Origin of the sequence: Pedobacter sp. Bi27 (genome assembly GCF_918698255.1) — a bacterium.
GTDB lineage: Bacteria > Bacteroidota > Bacteroidia > Sphingobacteriales > Sphingobacteriaceae > Pedobacter.
Genome location: NZ_CAKKMW010000003.1, coordinates 849,941 through 867,399, shown reverse-complemented (window position 1 = coordinate 867,399; position 17,459 = coordinate 849,941). Strand labels below are relative to the sequence as shown.

The following is a 17,459-nucleotide window of genomic DNA, read 5'->3' as shown; positions in this document are numbered from 1 at the left end:
AAATATACCTATGTTATCAAGAAGAAGTTTTATTTTAAACAGTAGTATGGCTGCAGCTGCAGCACTTTTGGTTCCATCATTTGCTTGTGTGGCTTCCGATAAAAAATCAGTTGGTCTGCAGTTATATTCTTTAAGAGATGAACTTCCGAAAGATGTAAAAGGAACCATAGCTAAAGTGGCAAAAGCCGGCTTTAAAGAAGTTGAAACCTATGGTTTTTCGATAAAGGATCAATTTTGGGGCTTAACACCAGCCGAATTCAAAAAATTGCTTGATGATAACGGATTAACTGCACCAAGCGGTCACTATGGTTTAGGCAGCTATTTAACTGATGGAAACACTGAAGAATTAAAAGCGGCAATTGCTGCTGCTAAAGTGCTTGGAAGCGAATATGTAACCATTCCCTGGTTAGATGAAAGCATTAGAAAAAGTGCAGACGACTACAAAAAAATTGCGGTTAAAATTAATGAAGCCGGAAAATTGGCAAAAGAAGCGGGTATCAGGTTAGCTTACCACAACCACAATTTCGAATTCGACAAACAAGGTGATACCACTGGTTACGAAATCCTGCTAAAAGGAACCGATAAAAATCTTGTTGATTTTGAACTTGATTTATATTGGGTAGTACGTTCAGGAAACGATCCGATCAAACTATTTAAAGAAAATCCAGGTCGTTTTACCATGTGGCATGTTAAAGATATGGATAAAGCAAATCCAGCGTTAAATGCTGAGGTAGGAACAGGTTCTATCAACTTCAAACCTATTTTTGCTGATGCCAAACTTTCGGGCATGAAACACTTCTTTATAGAACATGAAACCAATTACAAGCCAAACCCAATGGAATCTGTTGCAGCTAGCTGTGCATACATTAAAAAAGAAATTATTTAAATTTTAAATGATGAATTCAAGAAGAACTTTCTTAAAACAGGCAGGATTAGCCGCAGGAGCGGCATTATTAGTCCCGTCGTTTGCCTTTGATAAAGCAAGTAAAAATGTTGGTTTGCAATTGTACTCCTTACGTAATGAACTACCTAAGGATGTAAAAGGTATTATCGAAAAGGTAGCACAGGCGGGATATAAAGAAGTAGAAACCTATGGTTTTTCTAATGGAAAATTTTGGGGCTTAACCCCTAAAGAATTTAAAGCCTTGTTAAATGCGAATGGTTTAAAAGCACCAAGCGGCCATTATCATATGGATGATTTTGTAAAAACCGGAAAAACAGACAGATTAAAAGCCGATGTCGAATCTTCAGCTGCCATTGGCGGTAAATATTTTACCATTGCCGGTGCGCATGTAGATATGAGCAAAGGTGTAGATGGCTTTAAGAAAACCGCTGATGATTTTAATAAGGTTGCCGAAATTGCAAAAGCATCCGGATTAAAATTCGCCTACCACAACCACGATTTCGAATTTAAAAAATTAGGTGATACCACTGGTTACGATGTTTACTTAAGCGAAACCGATAAAAATCTGGTAAATTTCGAATTGGATTTATACTGGGTGGTACGCTCAGGTAACGATCCGTTAGCTTTGTTTAAAAAATATCCTGGCCGTTTCCCAATGTGGCACGTTAAAGATATGGACAAAGCCAAACCTGAATGGAATACCGAGGTAGGTAAAGGTTCTATTGACTTTAAAAGCATTTTTGCTCAGGCAAAACTTTCAGGCATGCAACATTTCTTTGTAGAGCACGAAACCAATTACCAACCTGATCCACTTGGTTCAATCAAAACAAGCTGTGATTATATCAAAGCCAATTTGATTTAAATTCATCCAAACCTCGCAGGTTTCGAAAACTTGCGAGGTTTTCTGCACTTATCGTCATCTCGACTGAAGCATAGCGGAATGGAGAGATCTATCTCCAAAACAGCAAACCTTCAATTCTTCAACAATATATTTTAGGTTAGAACTGCTGATCTGAGTTATTTAAACCTGATAGTAACGGAAAGCCCTTAACGCAGTGGAGGCTTGAAGTGGATAGCAGGACTTTCGGAACCAATATACACAGTAACATGCTTTCCAAAACAAAAACATCAAGCAATCCGCTAACGGAGTGTTGAATAGGTTGTCGTTTACAAACGATAAAATCGTATAGCTATTAATGCACTCGTTAGGAAACGAGCGCAAACGGCATTAATACCTACGAGCCCTTCCTAAATCGAATTATGCCTAATCTTTTTAACCTTATTTTCTACTGAAAAAGTAAGATTTTAAATATTAAAAGCAAATTTAATTGGTAACAATGGGGATATAAGCTTAATTTTTAGCATATTTGGACTTATATCAAATGTTTAATAATATATAATTAAAATTTAAAATGAAAGTAGCAGTAGTAGGTGCCACCGGATTGGTAGGCACTGTCATGTTAAAAGTATTGGAGGAAAGAAATTTCCCTTTAACAGAGTTGATTCCCGTAGCATCAGAAAAGAGTGTTGGCAAGGAAATTACTTTTAAGGGTAAGAAGTTCCCAATTGTTAGCATGGATACTGCAATCAGCATGAAACCAGATATTGCTTTGTTTTCAGCAGGTGGAAATACTTCATTGGAGCATGCTCCACGCTTTAAAGAAGCTGGAACAACCGTTATCGACAACTCTTCTGCATGGAGAATGGATCCTGCAATTAAATTAATTGTACCAGAAGTTAATGCACACGAACTTTCTATCGATAACAAAATTATCGCCAACCCGAACTGTTCTACCATTCAAATGGTAGTGGTTTTAAAACCTTTGCACGATAAATACAAAATTAAACGTGTAATCGTTTCTACTTACCAATCGGTTACGGGTACAGGTGTTAAAGCCGTTGAGCAATTAATGAACGAGCGTAAAGGCATTGATGGCCCTAAAGCTTATCCATACGAAATTGATTTGAATGTTCTTCCACATATTGATGTTTTCACAGATAACGGATATACCAAAGAAGAAATGAAAATGGTTAAGGAAACGAACAAAATCATGAGTGATGATAGCATAAAAGTTACCGCTACTACAGTTCGTATCCCGGTAATGGGTGGTCACTCAGAATCAGTAAACATCGAGTTCGAAAATGACTTCGATTTAGCTGAAGTGCGCAGTATTTTAGAAAAAGCACCAGGCATAATCGTTGTTGATGATGTTGCCAACTTAAAATACCCAATGCCAAAAGATGCTCATGAAAAAGATGAAGTTTTTGTAGGCCGTATCCGTAGAGACGAATCGGCACCTAAAGCTTTAAATCTTTGGATTGTTGCAGATAACTTGCGCAAAGGCGCTGCAACCAATGCCGTTCAGATTGCCGAATATCTAATTCAGAAAGAATTAGTTTAATCAATAACCTCAAGAGAAGTCCCCCGGTGTAAAATCGGGGGACTTTTTTTATACCCGCTCTCCACCATGATACATATTCCAATCGCTTTAATATATTCCAGGTTACTGATTGGTTTTATAATAATTCTATTAAGCTTTTTCCACGTCAATCACTATTCTTTTCTTGCAATCACATTATTATCGATCGGTTTATTAACAGATGTATTTGATGGAATAATAGCCAGAAAACTCAACATCTCCTCCGAAAAATTAAGACGTTTAGATTCCAGTATTGATCAGGTATTTTTTATCTCGGTTGCGGTTGCTACTTATATCCAATGTCCTGATTTCTTCAAAGTCAACTTGGTAAAACTGATTGTCCTTGGTGCTTTCGAAGCTTCAACCTATGCATTAAGCTATATCAAATTCAGAAAAGAAATCGCTACACATTCTATCGGCGCTAAAATCTGGACGTTGACTATATTCGCCACTTTGGTCGAAATTATAGTGCATTGCGACTCGGTTGTATTATTTGAAATTTGCTTTTGGCTCGGATTGGCAACCCGAATAGAAATACTTGCCATCGTTTTCACGCTAAAAAAATGGACCAACGATGTACCAACCATTTATCATGCAGTAAAATTGAGACAGGGGAAGGAAATTAAACGCAATAAACTGTTTAATGGCTAAAGTGTATTAACCCAAAAAATATAAATTTAGAGATCGTAATCACTAAATTATATACAAAAAAGAGATTGTAATCACTAAATTATATATAAAAAAGAGATTTCGTTTAAATTTTCATTACATTTGTTATTAAATATGATATAATGAAATGATAATTAGAAGTCTGCAAACGCACATAGAATCAAAGTTTTTTAAACAAAAAGCAATTATAGTTACCGGTGCAAGGCAGGTAGGCAAAACCACCATGTTAAAGCAATTGGTAAATAAAACAGGATTGCCTTTTGTTTTTCTTAATTGTGATGAAGCCAATGTTCGAACCACATTGACAGACATCAGTATTGAGCGGCTAAAATCAATTATCGGCTCAAACAAATTTATTTTTATCGACAAAGCCCAACGGGTTACGAATATCGGCTTAACATTAAAATTGATCGTAGATAATTTTACCGATGTGCAACTTTTGGTTACAGGCTCTTCATCATTAGATCTGGCTGTTGGTATAAAAGAATCGCTAACGGGAAGAAAATTTGAATATCATCTTTTTCCTTTTTCGGTAGCAGAACTTGTTGATGATACCAATATCCTTACTGAAGAACAGGCATTGGAAAAAAGATTGATCTATGGCTCTTATCCCGATGCAATTAATTATCCAGGAGAAGAAAAAGAACTCTTAATGAACTTGGCCAATAGTTATCTTTTTAAAGATATTTTATCACTTACAGGCATCAGAAAACCTTTACAGCTCGAAAAATTAGTGCAGGCCTTAGCCTTGCAAATTGGTAATGAGGTTTCGTATACCGAGCTTGGCCAGATGATTGAAGCCGATAAACTAACAGTTGAGCGTTATATCGATTTATTAGAGCAGTGTTTTGTTGTATTCAGATTAGGTGCATACAGCAGTAATCTGCGGAATGAAATAAAAAAGAGCAAAAAAATATATTTCTATGATACCGGCATCCGCAATGCCGTGATCGAAAACTTTAGTATGCTTGCGCTGAGGCAGGATGCTGGTCAGCTCTTTGAAAATTATATTATTTCAGAATATATCAAAGCCAGTAATAACAAGAGAAAGCATGCTAAATATTATTTCTGGCGAAGCTTTCAGCAACAGGAAATTGATTTAATCGAAGAAATTGATGGAAAAACAAATGCCATAGAGATAAAGTGGAACGAGAATAAAAAAGTGAGGTTTCCATCAACGTTTTTAGATGCATACCCTACAAATAATACAAACGTTATAAACAAGTCTAACTATACGAGTTTTCTGATATAAAATAATCTTTGCCTTACATGAAATTTTTCAAAATATTAACCTTATTTCTTTTCTCAGGTATAACCGCAATTGCCCAAAACCGAATTCAGAACCTCGAAAAGGCCTTCAATAATTTATTAAATGATGAACAGGCAAAACATGCTATTGTTTCTCTTTGCGTTTTAGATGCCAATACAGGTAAAACGCTTTATGTCAAAAATGAGCAAATCGGCCTGGCTACGGCCTCAACCTTAAAAACCATAACTGCAGCCACGGCTTTCAGTATTTTAGGGAAGGATTTTCAATTCCAAACTACATTGGCCTATACCGGAACAATTACTACAGATGGAATATTAAAAGGAAACCTGATCATTATTGGCAGTGGCGACCCAACTTTGGGCTCCTGGCGCTATCAAAATAAAGAGAATGCTGTTTTAACACAATGGGTTACTGCAATAAAATCTGCCGGAATCAAAAAAATTGAAGGCACAATAATTGGCGACGATCGCATTTTTGGCACACAAACAACACCTGAGGGTTGGGTTTGGCAGGATATTGGCAATTACTATGGTGCCGGGACTTCTGGCTTAGCCTGGCGCGAAAATCAATTTGATATTCATTTGAAACCTGGAAGTAGTACAGCAGATGAAGTTAAGGTAATAAAAACAGTTCCGGCAACGCCTTATGTGCAGCTCATAAATGAACTAAAAACCGGAAGTCCAGGTTCTGGCGATAGAAGTTATGCTTTTCTTCCACCTTACAGTAATGTTGCTTACCTCCGCGGAGGCTGGGGAATAGGCATTGCCAAAACAGGCATTTCTGTAGCCCTCCCCGACCCTGCTTTTGATTGCGCTTACCGCTTACAGGATACTTTGAAAAGATTAGGTATTTCGACTGGCCAGCAAGCCACAACGGCAAGATTAATGACCTTGAACAATCAAGTCATTCCTTCGGTTACACAGAAAATAAGCATCATCAGTTCGCCTAGTTTAAGCGAGATGACTTACTGGTTTTTAAAGAAAAGCATCAATTTATATGGCGAATCACTGTTAAAAGCCATTGCGATAAAATCAGGCAAAGCAGGTACAACAAGTAAAGGAGCGGAAACCGAAATCAATTTCTGGGCCGATAAAGGCATTGATAAAACGGCATTAAACATTATTGATGGCAGTGGGCTTTCTCCGGGAGATAGAATAACAACTTCGGCAATGGCGAATATACTTTTCCAGATCCAAAAGGAGAACTGGTTTCCCGATTATTACAAAGCCTTACCAGAATACAATGGTATGAAAATTAAAAGTGGGACAATAAATGATGTTTCGGCATTTGCAGGCTATCATACCGATGCTGCAGGCAATAAATACATAATCGTTATTAACATCAATAACTATAGCGGAAGCGGGATTAACAAAAAGCTGTTCAGGGTATTAGATGAATTGAAGTAATAGAAAAAACTTCGATTAAAATATGTCATTTGGCTACATATACATCCGTGCAGTCATCTTGATCCAATAGCTATCGGATCAGCACGGCGATCGTTGTAGGTAAACCTTTTCATCAAATACCGATACAATTGTTATTCAAGTAATTTCTCCTAAACACTATCCAAGCCACAATAAAATTCAACGGAATAAGGATTAATCCGAAGCCAAACATGATAAATAGATAAAAAAGGAAAAACAAGCAAAAAATCCATATCAAAAATCCCTTAATCTGTATCGCATTTAACAAAAGCAGGCTTCTAAATAACAGCACTGTAGAAAAGGCAAATGCGATTAACCCAAACGATGTTAAAATATCAAAATTGGTAAATATCCAACAGATTTCGGGCAGCAATAAAACAAGATAGTTTAAACAAAAACTAAAAAATACTTTCTTTTTAGTAAAAGGAAAATTTGGCAAGAAAGATAAGTATCTATTATTAAAAACCTTCTCCTGATAAATGAGCACCACATGTGCCACAACAATACACGAGGTAACGAGCATCAATAATCTTGAATCATCTTTAAGATCAGCAAAAACGACCAACACACTTGAAATCAGCACCCACGAAAGCAGTTTGGTGAGCGTATAAGCCAATTTCGATTGATTGAAAACCTGAAAACTATATAACAAAAAAACAGGTTTGCTCCATTTCCTGCTTACCCTAAGTAACCAATTTGGCTTGTTAACCTCTATTAAACGGTTACTTTCTTTAAGATATATATAAGCGCCTGCTAAAACCAGAAGCAATTGAAAAAATAAAATCCCGATAGAAATAAGATAATATCCAAATACAATTCCAATGCTTATGGCATATAAAGTATAACACAATACAGGGATAAATATGCAGGTCTGCACTATACACCAGGTCGTAAACTGTTGTTTTTTGTTTAATGCGGTGAAACTATAATACAGAAACTCTTGCTGGGGCAAAGCAAGCTGACTTAAGACGTATTTTAAGCTTTTGTAAGCATATAATGTGCTTCCTATAAGATACAAAATCATCATTAGTGGATTACTCACCAAACTAATGGTAAAGAAAAACTGCCAGAAATCAATCTGGTCTGGCCGAACAGTGCCCAAAGTATTGATAAAGAAGCAGTAACTGATCAACATCACAAAGATGAATACCAACATAGCTGCATGGGTACGGTAAAAACCATCAACAAATATTTTCTTTAAGGCAGTGTTTGAAAGCAACGACATTAAAAATTCAGTATTATTTTTTTATCTTGAATGTTAATCTGTTTAAGTCCGGGCAGTTTTAACTCATCCAATGGCTGATGTGAGGACAGTAAAAAACTGATTTTTTCATTTTGGTACTTTTCTTTAATCCAGCGGTATAATATCTCCAAAGATTCTACATCGATCGTATTTAAAGGCTCGTCTAATAAGATCAATTTAGGTTTTCCTAAAAAAGCCAAGACCAACGACAACTTTTTTAACATACCACTGGAATATGAACCTAACGGGTTATGAATGTAAGGCTCCATACCCATTTCAGCAATTAAGGTCTTTTCTTGATCAGAAACAGCCCCCTTGGCTTTAGCGAAAAGATCAACCATTTCAAATCCGGTTAAAAATTCGGGGTACAGTGGTTCGGCATCGGCAAAATTTACAAGTTTTCTATAGGAAACACCATGATCTTTTAAATAAACAGTACTTAATGCGATATCACCTTCGAAAGACAATATTCCTGCAATTGCTTTCAGCAGGGTACTTTTCCCTGAGCCGTTACTTCCTTTTATCCAGAAAATGCCTTCGGGAATTTTAATATTATCTATCTTTAAAACAAGATGATTGAAATAAGATTTTTCAAATTGATTGAAGTGTAACATAAAAGCATTTTTGTTTCTGACTTTAGTTTTAATGAAAAGTTACAAAGCACATTCATCTTGATAAAATCATACGTAATGCAATTAATTTTACGAACTTACCAACCAAGTGATGTTGAAAGTTTGGTTAAACATGCCAACAATTTCAATATTTCGAAATATTTAACCAATAAATTCCCTTTTCCTTACGAGAAAAAAGATGGTGAAGCTTTTATTCGGCTAGCCTTAAGCCACGAACCTTTGCAAATCAAGGCTATTGTGTTAGACGGTGAAGTAATTGGATCCATAGGCGTGCATCAACTGGCCGATATTTACAGCAAGAGTGCAGAAATGGGTTATTGGATTGCTGAAGATTATTGGGGTAAAGGCATTGTTCCGCTTGCCATACAAGAAATGTTGAACTATGGTTTCGAAACATTTGATATTGAAAGAATTTTCGCACGGACTACACATACGAACCTGGCCTCGCAGCAGGTTTTAAAGAAATCGGGCTTTGTTTTCGAGGCATCGCTAAAAGATACTATTTTTAAAAATGGCGAATATTTTGATGAATTGATTTTTGGATTTAGGAAACGCCAGCTAAGCAAAGAACAGAATTAAAACATTTGTTAAACTCGAAGCTTATTGCGTAAATTCGTGCAAACCAAAAACAACAAAGCAATGAAATTATCGATCAAATCAGTAATGCTGTTTGTTGCACTTTTAGGTGCAGCAGATTTCGCAAATGCCCAGGGAGCCAAGTTTCCCCAACCGAGTAGCGGACAAACCATTATCCAGGATTTTGGATTAGGCAAAATAACTTTAACCTACTCTCGTCCGAATGTTAAAGGTCGCAAAATTTTTGGCGGCATGGAGCCAATGGGCGTAGTTTGGCGTAACGGGGCAAACGCGGCCACACGCATTAAATTTACCGATGCCGTTAAAATTGAAGGCAAAGATTTACCTGCCGGCGAATATGGCCTGTTCAGCATCCCAGGTAAAAACGAATGGACGGTTATTTTCAGCAAAACGCCCGATCAATGGGGTGCTTACGAATATAAGGAAAGTGATGATGTGCTTCGTGTAAAAGTAAAAACCACGGCTTTAAAAGATAAAGTAGAAACCCTTAGCATGCAGTTTTCGGCTGTTAACGAAACTTCGGCGCAGTTAAATATGATGTGGGAGAATAGTGCTTATGCCATCAATATTACAACTTCTATCGATGAAAAAGTAATGGCAAATATTGCTGAAGCGATGAAGGGCGAAAAAAAACCTTACTTTAATTCGGCATTGTATTATTATCAAAATGGAAAAGATTTAAAAACAGCTTTAGAATGGATGACGGAAGCAGAAAAATCAGACCCTAAAGCACCATGGTTTAAACTATGGAAAGGCCGTATCCAATTGAAAATGGGCGATAAAGCGGGGGCATCAGCTACTGCGCAGCAAGGTATAGACGCTGCAAAGGCACAAAAGATTGATGAATATGTACGCCTCAATTCTGAACTTTTGGCCGAAGCTAAAAAATAGAGATATTTTATTTCGGTCGGTGTGACACCGACCGATAGGAAATTTTATAAAACCGTTGGAGTTGATTCAACGGTTTTTTTATGAGGTTATAAATTACATTGTCATGCTGAGGCGCGAATCATCTGTTCCATAGCTTGCAGATGCTTCGTACCTCAGCATGACAGAATACCAATATTAACTTAAAATTAACCGTTGATTAACTTGAACAGCTATCGTAACATTAACCCTTAAAACGCTTTATTTATTTAAAAATAATACTAACTTTGATGTTGCGCTTAGTAATTGTACTTTATACACTAAGCAGGTTAAAAAATCAATAAAAAATCAAATAAAAATGAGCATAATCGTTAATGTCCATGCCAGACAAATTCTCGATTCGAGAGGCAATCCAACAGTAGAAGTAGAAGTTGTAACAGAAGCAGGTGCTTTTGGCCGTGCAGCTGTACCAAGCGGTGCATCTACTGGACAATATGAGGCTGTTGAATTACGTGATGGTGATAAATCTACATATTTAGGTAAAGGTGTTTTAAAAGCTGTAGAAAATGTAAATACTAAAATTGCTGATGCATTAAGAGGTATTGATGTTTTTGAGCAAAATACAATTGATAAAATCATGTTAGATCTAGATGGTACCGAAAACAAAGGTAACTTAGGTGCTAACGCAATTTTAGGTGTTTCTTTGGCTGCTGCTAAAGCTGCTGCTGATGAAATCGGTCAACCATTATACCGTTACATTGGTGGTGTTAACGCCAACACTTTACCAATTCCGATGATGAACATCATTAACGGTGGCTCACACTCTGATGCGCCTATCGCTTTCCAGGAATTTATGATTATGCCAGTTGGTGCACCTTCTTTCTCTGAGGCTTTACGTTGGGGAACTGAAGTTTTCCATAGCTTGAAAAAAATTCTTCACGATAGAGGTTTATCTACTGCAGTAGGTGACGAAGGTGGTTTTGCACCAACTTTTGACGGTACTGAAGATGCAATTGAAACGGTATTAAAAGCAATTGAAACTGCTGGTTACAAACCAGGTTCTCAAATCTGTTTAGCGCTAGATTGTGCATCATCTGAGTTTTACAAAGATGGTAAATACGACTATACTAAATTTGAAGGCGCTACCGGCGTAATTCGTTCTAGCGAAGAGCAGGCACAATATTTAGCTGATCTTTCTGCAAAATATCCAATTATCTCTATTGAAGATGGTATGGATGAAAACGATTGGACTGGCTGGAAAAGCTTAACCGATAAAATTGGTGACCATGTTCAATTGGTTGGTGATGATTTATTTGTAACTAACGTTACGCGTTTACAACGTGGTATTGATGAGGCTACTGCTAACTCGATCCTGGTAAAAGTAAACCAGATCGGTTCTTTAACTGAAACCATCAATGCAGTAACTTTAGCACAAAACAATGGCTATACTTCGGTAATGAGTCACCGTTCTGGCGAAACTGAAGATGTTACGATTGCCGATTTAGCTGTTGCTTTAAATTGCGGACAGATTAAAACCGGTTCTGCATCACGTTCAGACAGGATTGCAAAATACAATCAATTATTACGTATTGAAGAGGAATTGGGTGAAAACGCTCGTTTCATCGGTTCAAAATTTAAATACGCTAAAAAATAATGTATAGGATTGGGTTTAAACCCAATCCTATAATGTTAACAAGTTGAAAAACTTATTTGCAGAACATCCGGAGATTTTAAATCTTCGGATGTTTTTATTTTAATACTATATTTGTTTGTCGGATTTGGGTTTTCTCAAATCTCACATCTAAAATCTCATATCAATATATGAAACGTTTAATAGATCTTTTCCGAAATAAATATTTCCTTGCTACTGTCGCTTTTGCGATGTGGATGCTATTTTTCGACAAAAACGATATGATGTCGCAATACGAGTACCGCAGTCAGGCCAATAAACTGCAGGAAGAAAAAGAATATTTCGAGAAAGAAACCGCGCAGGTTAAAAAAGATCTAAACGAACTGAATACCAATCTGAATACGGCTGAAAAATTTGCCCGCGAAAAATACTTCATGAAAAAAGACAATGAAGATGTTTTCGTGATTATTCAGGAAGAGAAAAAGGATTAGTTTTCAGTTAAAAGTTTACAGTTTTGAGTTAACAATCAAACCATAAAACAATTTATATTCCAGTTAACCGATTAAGCAATCAAACAGTTAACCTATCTAATGCTCCATATCCTCTACATTATTGCCATAACCGCTGAAGCCATGACTGCTGCACTTTCTGCAGGCAGACGTGATATGGATTGGGTTGGCGTTTGTATTATTGCCTGGGTAACCGCATTAGGTGGTGGAACGGTTAGAAATGTATTATTTGGCCATTATCCAATGAGCTGGGTAGAACATCCTGAATATTTGGTAATTACCGCAGTAGCAGCCTTACTCGCGGCATTTATTGCCTCCATTATGACTAAACTCAAAAAACTTTTCCTTTACCTTGATGCTTTAGGTTTGGTGGTTTTCACCATTATTGGTTGTCAGGTTGCACAAGAAATCCATTTACCTTATCTAATTGTACTTTTTAGCGGAATGATTACCGGCTGTGCCGGTGGGGTACTTCGAGATGTGCTCTGCAATGAAGTTCCATTTCTTTTTAGAAAAGAGATTTATGCCAGCGCAGCGATAGTTACCGGCGCGGTTTACATCGGCATAGAGCATTTTCACGGAAGCGAGATGCTGGCTACCATTACAGCCGCTGTTATTGGATTAGCACTAAGATTACTTTCTATCCGCTTCGAATGGCATATGCCCAAGTTTGTTTACAGGGATGAATGGCATTGATTCAGTTCGGGAGTTTTCAGTTTAGAGTTTTGAGTCTCCACCCCCCAACTTCTAACTTAAAGTTCCCCGTTCCGCTTTCTCAAAAACCACTCTACGCCCAGCAAAATCAAAATTAAGCCGAACAGCCATTTCATGCTAATCAATTCGTCGTATTTGCGGTCTTCGTAACTGATGGTTTTAATATTTTCGTTTTTGGCAATCTCATCGGCTATTTTCAGCAGGTTTTCGGGCATAAACAGCTTACCATTGCTTTGCTTAGATATGGTATTTAAAAGCTGGTGATTAGCTGTTGTCTGCTGAAATTCTGCAATCAACGCATTTACATAGAAACTACCTGTAGCCGTGAATTTCTTTCCGCCAAGTTCGGTATTCGCGACATAAGAATAATTCCCTGCAGGCATGGTTCCTGCATCTAGCTGATAAGCATTTTCGGTTTTAGAAAAAATATAATTAAACACTTTGCCCGCTTCGTTTTTAACCTGAAGATTAACTTCCGACTCATTTACAGGCTGATAGCTATCGTTATAAAGGGTGCCGTTAAACTGGATGGTTTCATTTTCATCATAAGCAGACTTTGAAGTAAATACCTTAAACCTTCTCTTATCATCTTTAACAGATAGGTATTGAACCGTTTTTGAAATCAGATCGTTTAAAACCGATTGATTGCTTTCATTTTCAGCTTCCGAAAGTTTCCATCTCCAAAGCCCCTCTCCCATTAAATAACCTATCTTTAAGCCATTTTCATTGGCAAAGAACAGCAATGGCTGTTGTGTGCTTACTTTGCCGATACGCTGATTAAAAACAGGTATTGCGCCTGCATTTACGGTTAACCTTCCAAACGGACTTAACAAAGGATCGAAAGATGAAAACTGCTTCTTGTCATCTTCAGTAAGATTGAAGCTTGTAAATCCATTTGCAAAATCGGCATACACTTCCTGAATGGAGCCATTTGCAGAACCCAAATTGACCTGATTTTGCATTTGATTAAAAGCATTTATATTGCTCTGTGCGCCCAAAATATACCAGATCGGTTTCTTTAATCCAGTTAATTTCTTTAAAAATGTTGACGAAATGTTTTGCACGTCGGGTAATTGATACAATATGATTAGATCGAATTTAGACGGATCTATTGTATTTAAATCATCAGCAAGGGCAAGTTTAGCCTCGTAGTGTTTATTTAACGAAATGGCCTCCTTTAAAACGCCTAAATCGGGATGTGGAGCAACCGCAGCAAGCAATACTTTCTGCCTGCCATCAATAACTTCTATATAAAAGGTTTGAACATTATTTCTGGTTGTAATTTCATTTTGTAAAGCACCAAGCTGAACGGTATATTTCTGAACACCAATTTTACCCGCATGAATCTTGACAGGGATCGTTTTAACAAAGGAACCTCCATTAATCGATATGTTTTGCTGTTCTACCTTTGCACCATTTTGGCTAACCGTTAAAGAAGTACTTTCGCCCTCACTTTGAAAAGCCTGAACCTGAACTTCGATCGTAAAATCATCATCCAGGTACACAATGTTATTGTAATTTACATTCGAAATTAAAACATCGCGCTTTGGGATACTATCACCCAGGGCAATGGTATAAACCGGTGCATTAATCTGATTTACGCTGTACAGCGGATTTCCACCATGATTAAAAATCCCATCGGTGGCTAAAATAATGGCGCCAACATTTCTGTTCGTATACTCATCTCTAACTTTCTGAAAAAAAGCCGAGGCATCCGTTAATTTCCCCTGATTTTTAAAATCGAAACCATCTGCAACCTGATCGCCAAAGTGAAGCGTTTTTACCTCGTACTTGTCTGTTAGTTTATCTTGTAGAGCTTTAAGGTTATTTTCGTATAATTTTTGGTCGAAACCAGCTGCTTTAACCTGCCCTACAGAAAGAGAATTATCTTGTCCGATAATGATTACGGGTTTATCTAAAGTATAATTTAATGTTTTGATGAGCGGTGCAAATATTAACCACGCAATGGTAGTCACTACGATAATTCGCAAGGCAGTTAAGCCATACTGAAGTTTTTTATCCAAATTTTTGTTGCCACGATATAGCAACCAGGCATACAGCACGCCCAACGCCAGGCAACCGAGAAAAAACAAAATAGATGTACCCGAAAAAAAACTGTTCATACTTTTATAAAGATGGTAATTTTGAGGAAATTTTCAAGATTATTATCCATAAAGAATTTATGCTAAGGCTAAAAATACACATTCATTTAACCACTGAGTTTACACCGAGGAATACAGATTACCCAAACTGTCTTTAAGCACCCAACTCCGTCTACTTCGTGCCTTTTCTCGGTGACCTTTGTGGTAAAAAAAGAATGTTATGCGCTCTGTGGTTAAATCCCTATTTTTAAACCAAATCAAAATTTATGAAATTAATCTGTTTAACGTTTCTACTGTCTCTAAGCCTTATGGTAAATGCCCAAAATAATTTTAAAGCCACTCAAATTAAATTCGAAAGAGTAGAAAAGGCCTATGATGAAAAATGGGAAACACTGAGAAAGTTTGTTCTGGCAGGTGGCTATGGCGATCGGTTCTCTATGGTAATCAATGCCTACAAAACAGAAGGAAAACTGGAAGTATGGTTAAAGAATAATTCAGCTAAAACCTATTCGTTATTTAGAACTTACGATTTCTGTGCACACTCTGGTACCATTGGCCCAAAAGTGATTGAAGGAGATGGGCAAACACCAGAAGGTTTTTATTACATTAATGTTTTTAACCCGATGAGTAATTTCCATCTATCGTTAGGCGTGAATTATCCAAACGCTACAGATTATGCCCGAACTGGAAAGGGCAGAAAACCTGGAAGCGATATTTACATCCATGGTAATTGCGTTACTGTTGGATGCATTCCATTAACCGACGAAAAAATTAAAGAGGTGTATATTTTGGGTGTTGAAGCCAGGAATGCAGGCCAGGAAAAGATTCCTGTTAACATCTATCCTTTTAAAATGACAGATGGAAATATGAAGAAATATATTGCTCAATTCCCGGCACAAGCCAGTTTTTGGAAATCGTTGCAGCCAGGGTATTCAGCTTTTGAGAAAAATAAAAACCAAGCTAATGTAAGTGAGGTAAATGGGAAATATGTTGTGAAGTAACAAAAGAAGTCAAGTTTTAAAAACTTGACTTCTTAATATTTCTATGGTTTTGGAAAGAAACCCTCTACCTTAAACCTTCATCCCTTCTACCTCCCTACAGCATCCCGCCGCAAACAGATAAAGTTTGGCCAGTTACGTAAGCACTCATATCTGAGGCTAAAAACACGCAAACATTGGCAATATCTTCAGTTTCTCCGGCACGTTTTAAGGGGATATCTTTTTCCCACCCTTCAACAACTTTTGGATCAAGAATATCTGTCATCTCGGTACGGATAAAGCCTGGTGCAACTACGTTGGCACGGATATTTCTCGAACCTAATTCTTTAGCAATTGATTTGGTAAAACCGATGATACCAGCTTTAGATGCAGCGTAATTTGCTTGTCCGGCATTACCTGTAGTACCCACAATAGACCCCATATTGATAAAAACACCTTTACGGGCTTTCATCATTACTTTAGAAGCCGCTTTGGTTACGTTGAAAATCGATTTTAAGTTAATATTGATCACATCATCCCAGTTTTCTTCGCTCATACGCATCAATAAACCATCTTTGGTAATACCTGCATTGTTTACTACAATATCAATAGTACCAAACTCAGCTACGATATCATTGATCAATTGTTCAGCTTCAGCAAATTTAGATGCATCAGAACGATAACCTTTAACCTTTGTTCCAAAGCTTTGTAATTCTTGCTCCAAAGCTTCACCTTTTTCTACTGATGATAAATATGTAAAAGCTACATTAGCGCCCTGTTCGGCAAATTTTTCAGCTATTTTACGACCGATTCCTTTAGATGCGCCTGTAATTAATGCTGTTTTTCCTTCTAATAATTTCATTATGAAATGTTGTAAAGTTGAAATGTTTAATGTTGTAAAGTTAATATTAATCCAAAAACTAACTCTTTTTATTTTAAGTTCATTTATCTAAAACTATCTGTTTTAAGTTTCTAATAAAAGTATTTCTATTTTTTCTATTCCACCCGAAAGAAAACAAAGCTGTTTTAGCAGCTGGGGCACAAATGCTATTTATCAAGATTCCCTTATCAGTTTTAATAATTGTAATTAATTCTCCCCAATTTAAATAAGTTCTTGTATTGTGAACAGCACAGATATAGCTATCACTTTTTTCAATAATAATCCATTCGAGCTCTTGAGTCGTTTTAACTATTGCTTTTTTGCATTGCTTTTTTGTACAATCAATAACTACCTGTTTAAAAATTAATCTGCGATACTGGATAATAAAAAAAACTATAGAAATTACTAGAAATCCAACCCCAAGCATAATAGATCTTTCTAAGGTTGGGAATGTTGTTTCTAACTTTGTTATATTGATTTTAATTACCTGGTACCACCAAAAAATGGCTCCAAAAAATGTTAGAACTACAATCCAATAATGAGAAATTTTATCCCAAAAACTAAGTTTTAACCTTTGGGAAGTTATCATTTCCAATAACAATTCATTATCGAATTTCATAT

At 36.7% G+C, this 17,459-nt stretch carries 17 protein-coding genes; 12 read left to right on the top strand and 5 right to left on the bottom strand.

Going from position 1 to position 17,459, the window contains the following annotated elements:
- The first annotated feature begins 10 nt into the window (after positions 1-10).
- From LQ227_RS13770 to dacB, 6 genes are all read left to right on the top strand, one after another.
- Positions 11-886: a sugar phosphate isomerase/epimerase gene (locus LQ227_RS13770; RefSeq protein ID WP_230146301.1), complete on the top strand. Its 876-nt coding sequence runs from the start codon at positions 11-13 to the stop codon at positions 884-886.
- Positions 887-893: 7 nt separating this feature from the next.
- Entirely contained in the window at positions 894-1,766 is an 873-nt protein-coding gene (locus LQ227_RS13765; RefSeq protein WP_230146300.1) for a sugar phosphate isomerase/epimerase, read from the top strand.
- Between the two features lie 550 nt (positions 1,767-2,316).
- Positions 2,317-3,306 (top strand): aspartate-semialdehyde dehydrogenase, encoded by a 990-nt coding sequence (locus LQ227_RS13760; RefSeq protein WP_029274013.1) that lies wholly within the window; start codon positions 2,317-2,319, stop codon positions 3,304-3,306.
- Positions 3,307-3,372: 66 nt separating this feature from the next.
- Positions 3,373-3,975: a CDP-alcohol phosphatidyltransferase family protein gene (locus tag LQ227_RS13755; RefSeq protein WP_230146299.1), complete on the top strand. Its 603-nt coding sequence runs from the start codon at positions 3,373-3,375 to the stop codon at positions 3,973-3,975.
- Positions 3,976-4,120: 145 nt separating this feature from the next.
- The gene (locus LQ227_RS13750; protein WP_230146298.1) at positions 4,121-5,245 is read left to right on the top strand and encodes an ATP-binding protein; all 1,125 of its coding nucleotides are present in this window, start codon (positions 4,121-4,123) and stop codon (positions 5,243-5,245) included.
- Positions 5,246-5,262: 17 nt separating this feature from the next.
- Positions 5,263-6,669, top strand: coding sequence for a D-alanyl-D-alanine carboxypeptidase/D-alanyl-D-alanine-endopeptidase (dacB, locus tag LQ227_RS13745; RefSeq protein WP_230149674.1), 1,407 nt, complete (start codon positions 5,263-5,265; stop codon positions 6,667-6,669).
- A gap of 112 nt (positions 6,670-6,781) precedes the next feature.
- Here dacB and LQ227_RS13740 read toward each other — a convergent pair whose 3' ends face one another.
- Both LQ227_RS13740 and LQ227_RS13735 read right to left on the bottom strand, forming a co-directional pair.
- Entirely contained in the window at positions 6,782-7,912 is a 1,131-nt protein-coding gene (locus tag LQ227_RS13740; protein ID WP_230149672.1) for a hypothetical protein, read from the bottom strand.
- Positions 7,912-8,544: an ATP-binding cassette domain-containing protein gene (locus LQ227_RS13735; protein ID WP_230146295.1), complete on the bottom strand. Its 633-nt coding sequence runs from the start codon at positions 8,542-8,544 to the stop codon at positions 7,912-7,914. Before LQ227_RS13735 ends, LQ227_RS13740 begins: the two co-directional genes overlap by 1 nt.
- 75 nt (positions 8,545-8,619) lie before the next feature.
- On the opposite strand from LQ227_RS13735, the gene LQ227_RS13730 reads away from it, so the two are divergent.
- From LQ227_RS13730 to LQ227_RS13710, 5 genes are all read left to right on the top strand, one after another.
- Positions 8,620-9,141: a GNAT family N-acetyltransferase gene (locus tag LQ227_RS13730; RefSeq protein ID WP_230146294.1), complete on the top strand. Its 522-nt coding sequence runs from the start codon at positions 8,620-8,622 to the stop codon at positions 9,139-9,141.
- 60 nt (positions 9,142-9,201) lie between these two features.
- Positions 9,202-10,050 carry a DUF2911 domain-containing protein gene (locus tag LQ227_RS13725; protein ID WP_230146293.1) on the top strand — a complete coding sequence of 283 codons (849 nt, stop codon included), beginning with the start codon at positions 9,202-9,204 and terminating at the stop codon, positions 10,048-10,050.
- A gap of 334 nt (positions 10,051-10,384) precedes the next feature.
- On the top strand, positions 10,385-11,680 hold the full coding sequence (gene eno, locus LQ227_RS13720; RefSeq protein WP_029278432.1) for a phosphopyruvate hydratase: 1,296 nt from the start codon (positions 10,385-10,387) through the stop codon (positions 11,678-11,680).
- A 167-nt stretch (positions 11,681-11,847) separates the two neighbouring features.
- Positions 11,848-12,147 (top strand): septum formation initiator family protein, encoded by a 300-nt coding sequence (locus LQ227_RS13715; protein ID WP_025145767.1) that lies wholly within the window; start codon positions 11,848-11,850, stop codon positions 12,145-12,147.
- Between the two features lie 99 nt (positions 12,148-12,246).
- Positions 12,247-12,861 (top strand): trimeric intracellular cation channel family protein, encoded by a 615-nt coding sequence (locus tag LQ227_RS13710; protein ID WP_230146292.1) that lies wholly within the window; start codon positions 12,247-12,249, stop codon positions 12,859-12,861.
- Between the two features lie 56 nt (positions 12,862-12,917).
- Here LQ227_RS13710 and LQ227_RS13705 read toward each other — a convergent pair whose 3' ends face one another.
- On the bottom strand, positions 12,918-15,002 hold the full coding sequence (locus tag LQ227_RS13705; RefSeq protein ID WP_230149670.1) for a hypothetical protein: 2,085 nt from the start codon (positions 15,000-15,002) through the stop codon (positions 12,918-12,920).
- Positions 15,003-15,247: 245 nt separating this feature from the next.
- Between LQ227_RS13705 and LQ227_RS13700 the strand changes: the two genes are divergently transcribed.
- Complete coding sequence (locus tag LQ227_RS13700) at positions 15,248-15,982, top strand: murein L,D-transpeptidase family protein (protein ID WP_230146290.1); 735 nt, start codon at positions 15,248-15,250, stop codon at positions 15,980-15,982.
- 94 nt (positions 15,983-16,076) lie between these two features.
- On the opposite strand, the gene fabG is transcribed toward LQ227_RS13700, so the two are convergent.
- Together fabG and LQ227_RS13690 are read right to left on the bottom strand one after the other, a co-directional pair.
- The gene (gene fabG / locus LQ227_RS13695; RefSeq protein ID WP_057933957.1) at positions 16,077-16,820 is read right to left on the bottom strand and encodes a 3-oxoacyl-[acyl-carrier-protein] reductase; all 744 of its coding nucleotides are present in this window, start codon (positions 16,818-16,820) and stop codon (positions 16,077-16,079) included.
- Between the two features lie 79 nt (positions 16,821-16,899).
- Complete coding sequence (locus LQ227_RS13690; RefSeq protein WP_230146289.1) at positions 16,900-17,457, bottom strand: hypothetical protein; 558 nt, start codon at positions 17,455-17,457, stop codon at positions 16,900-16,902.
- Positions 17,458-17,459 lie beyond the last annotated feature (2 nt).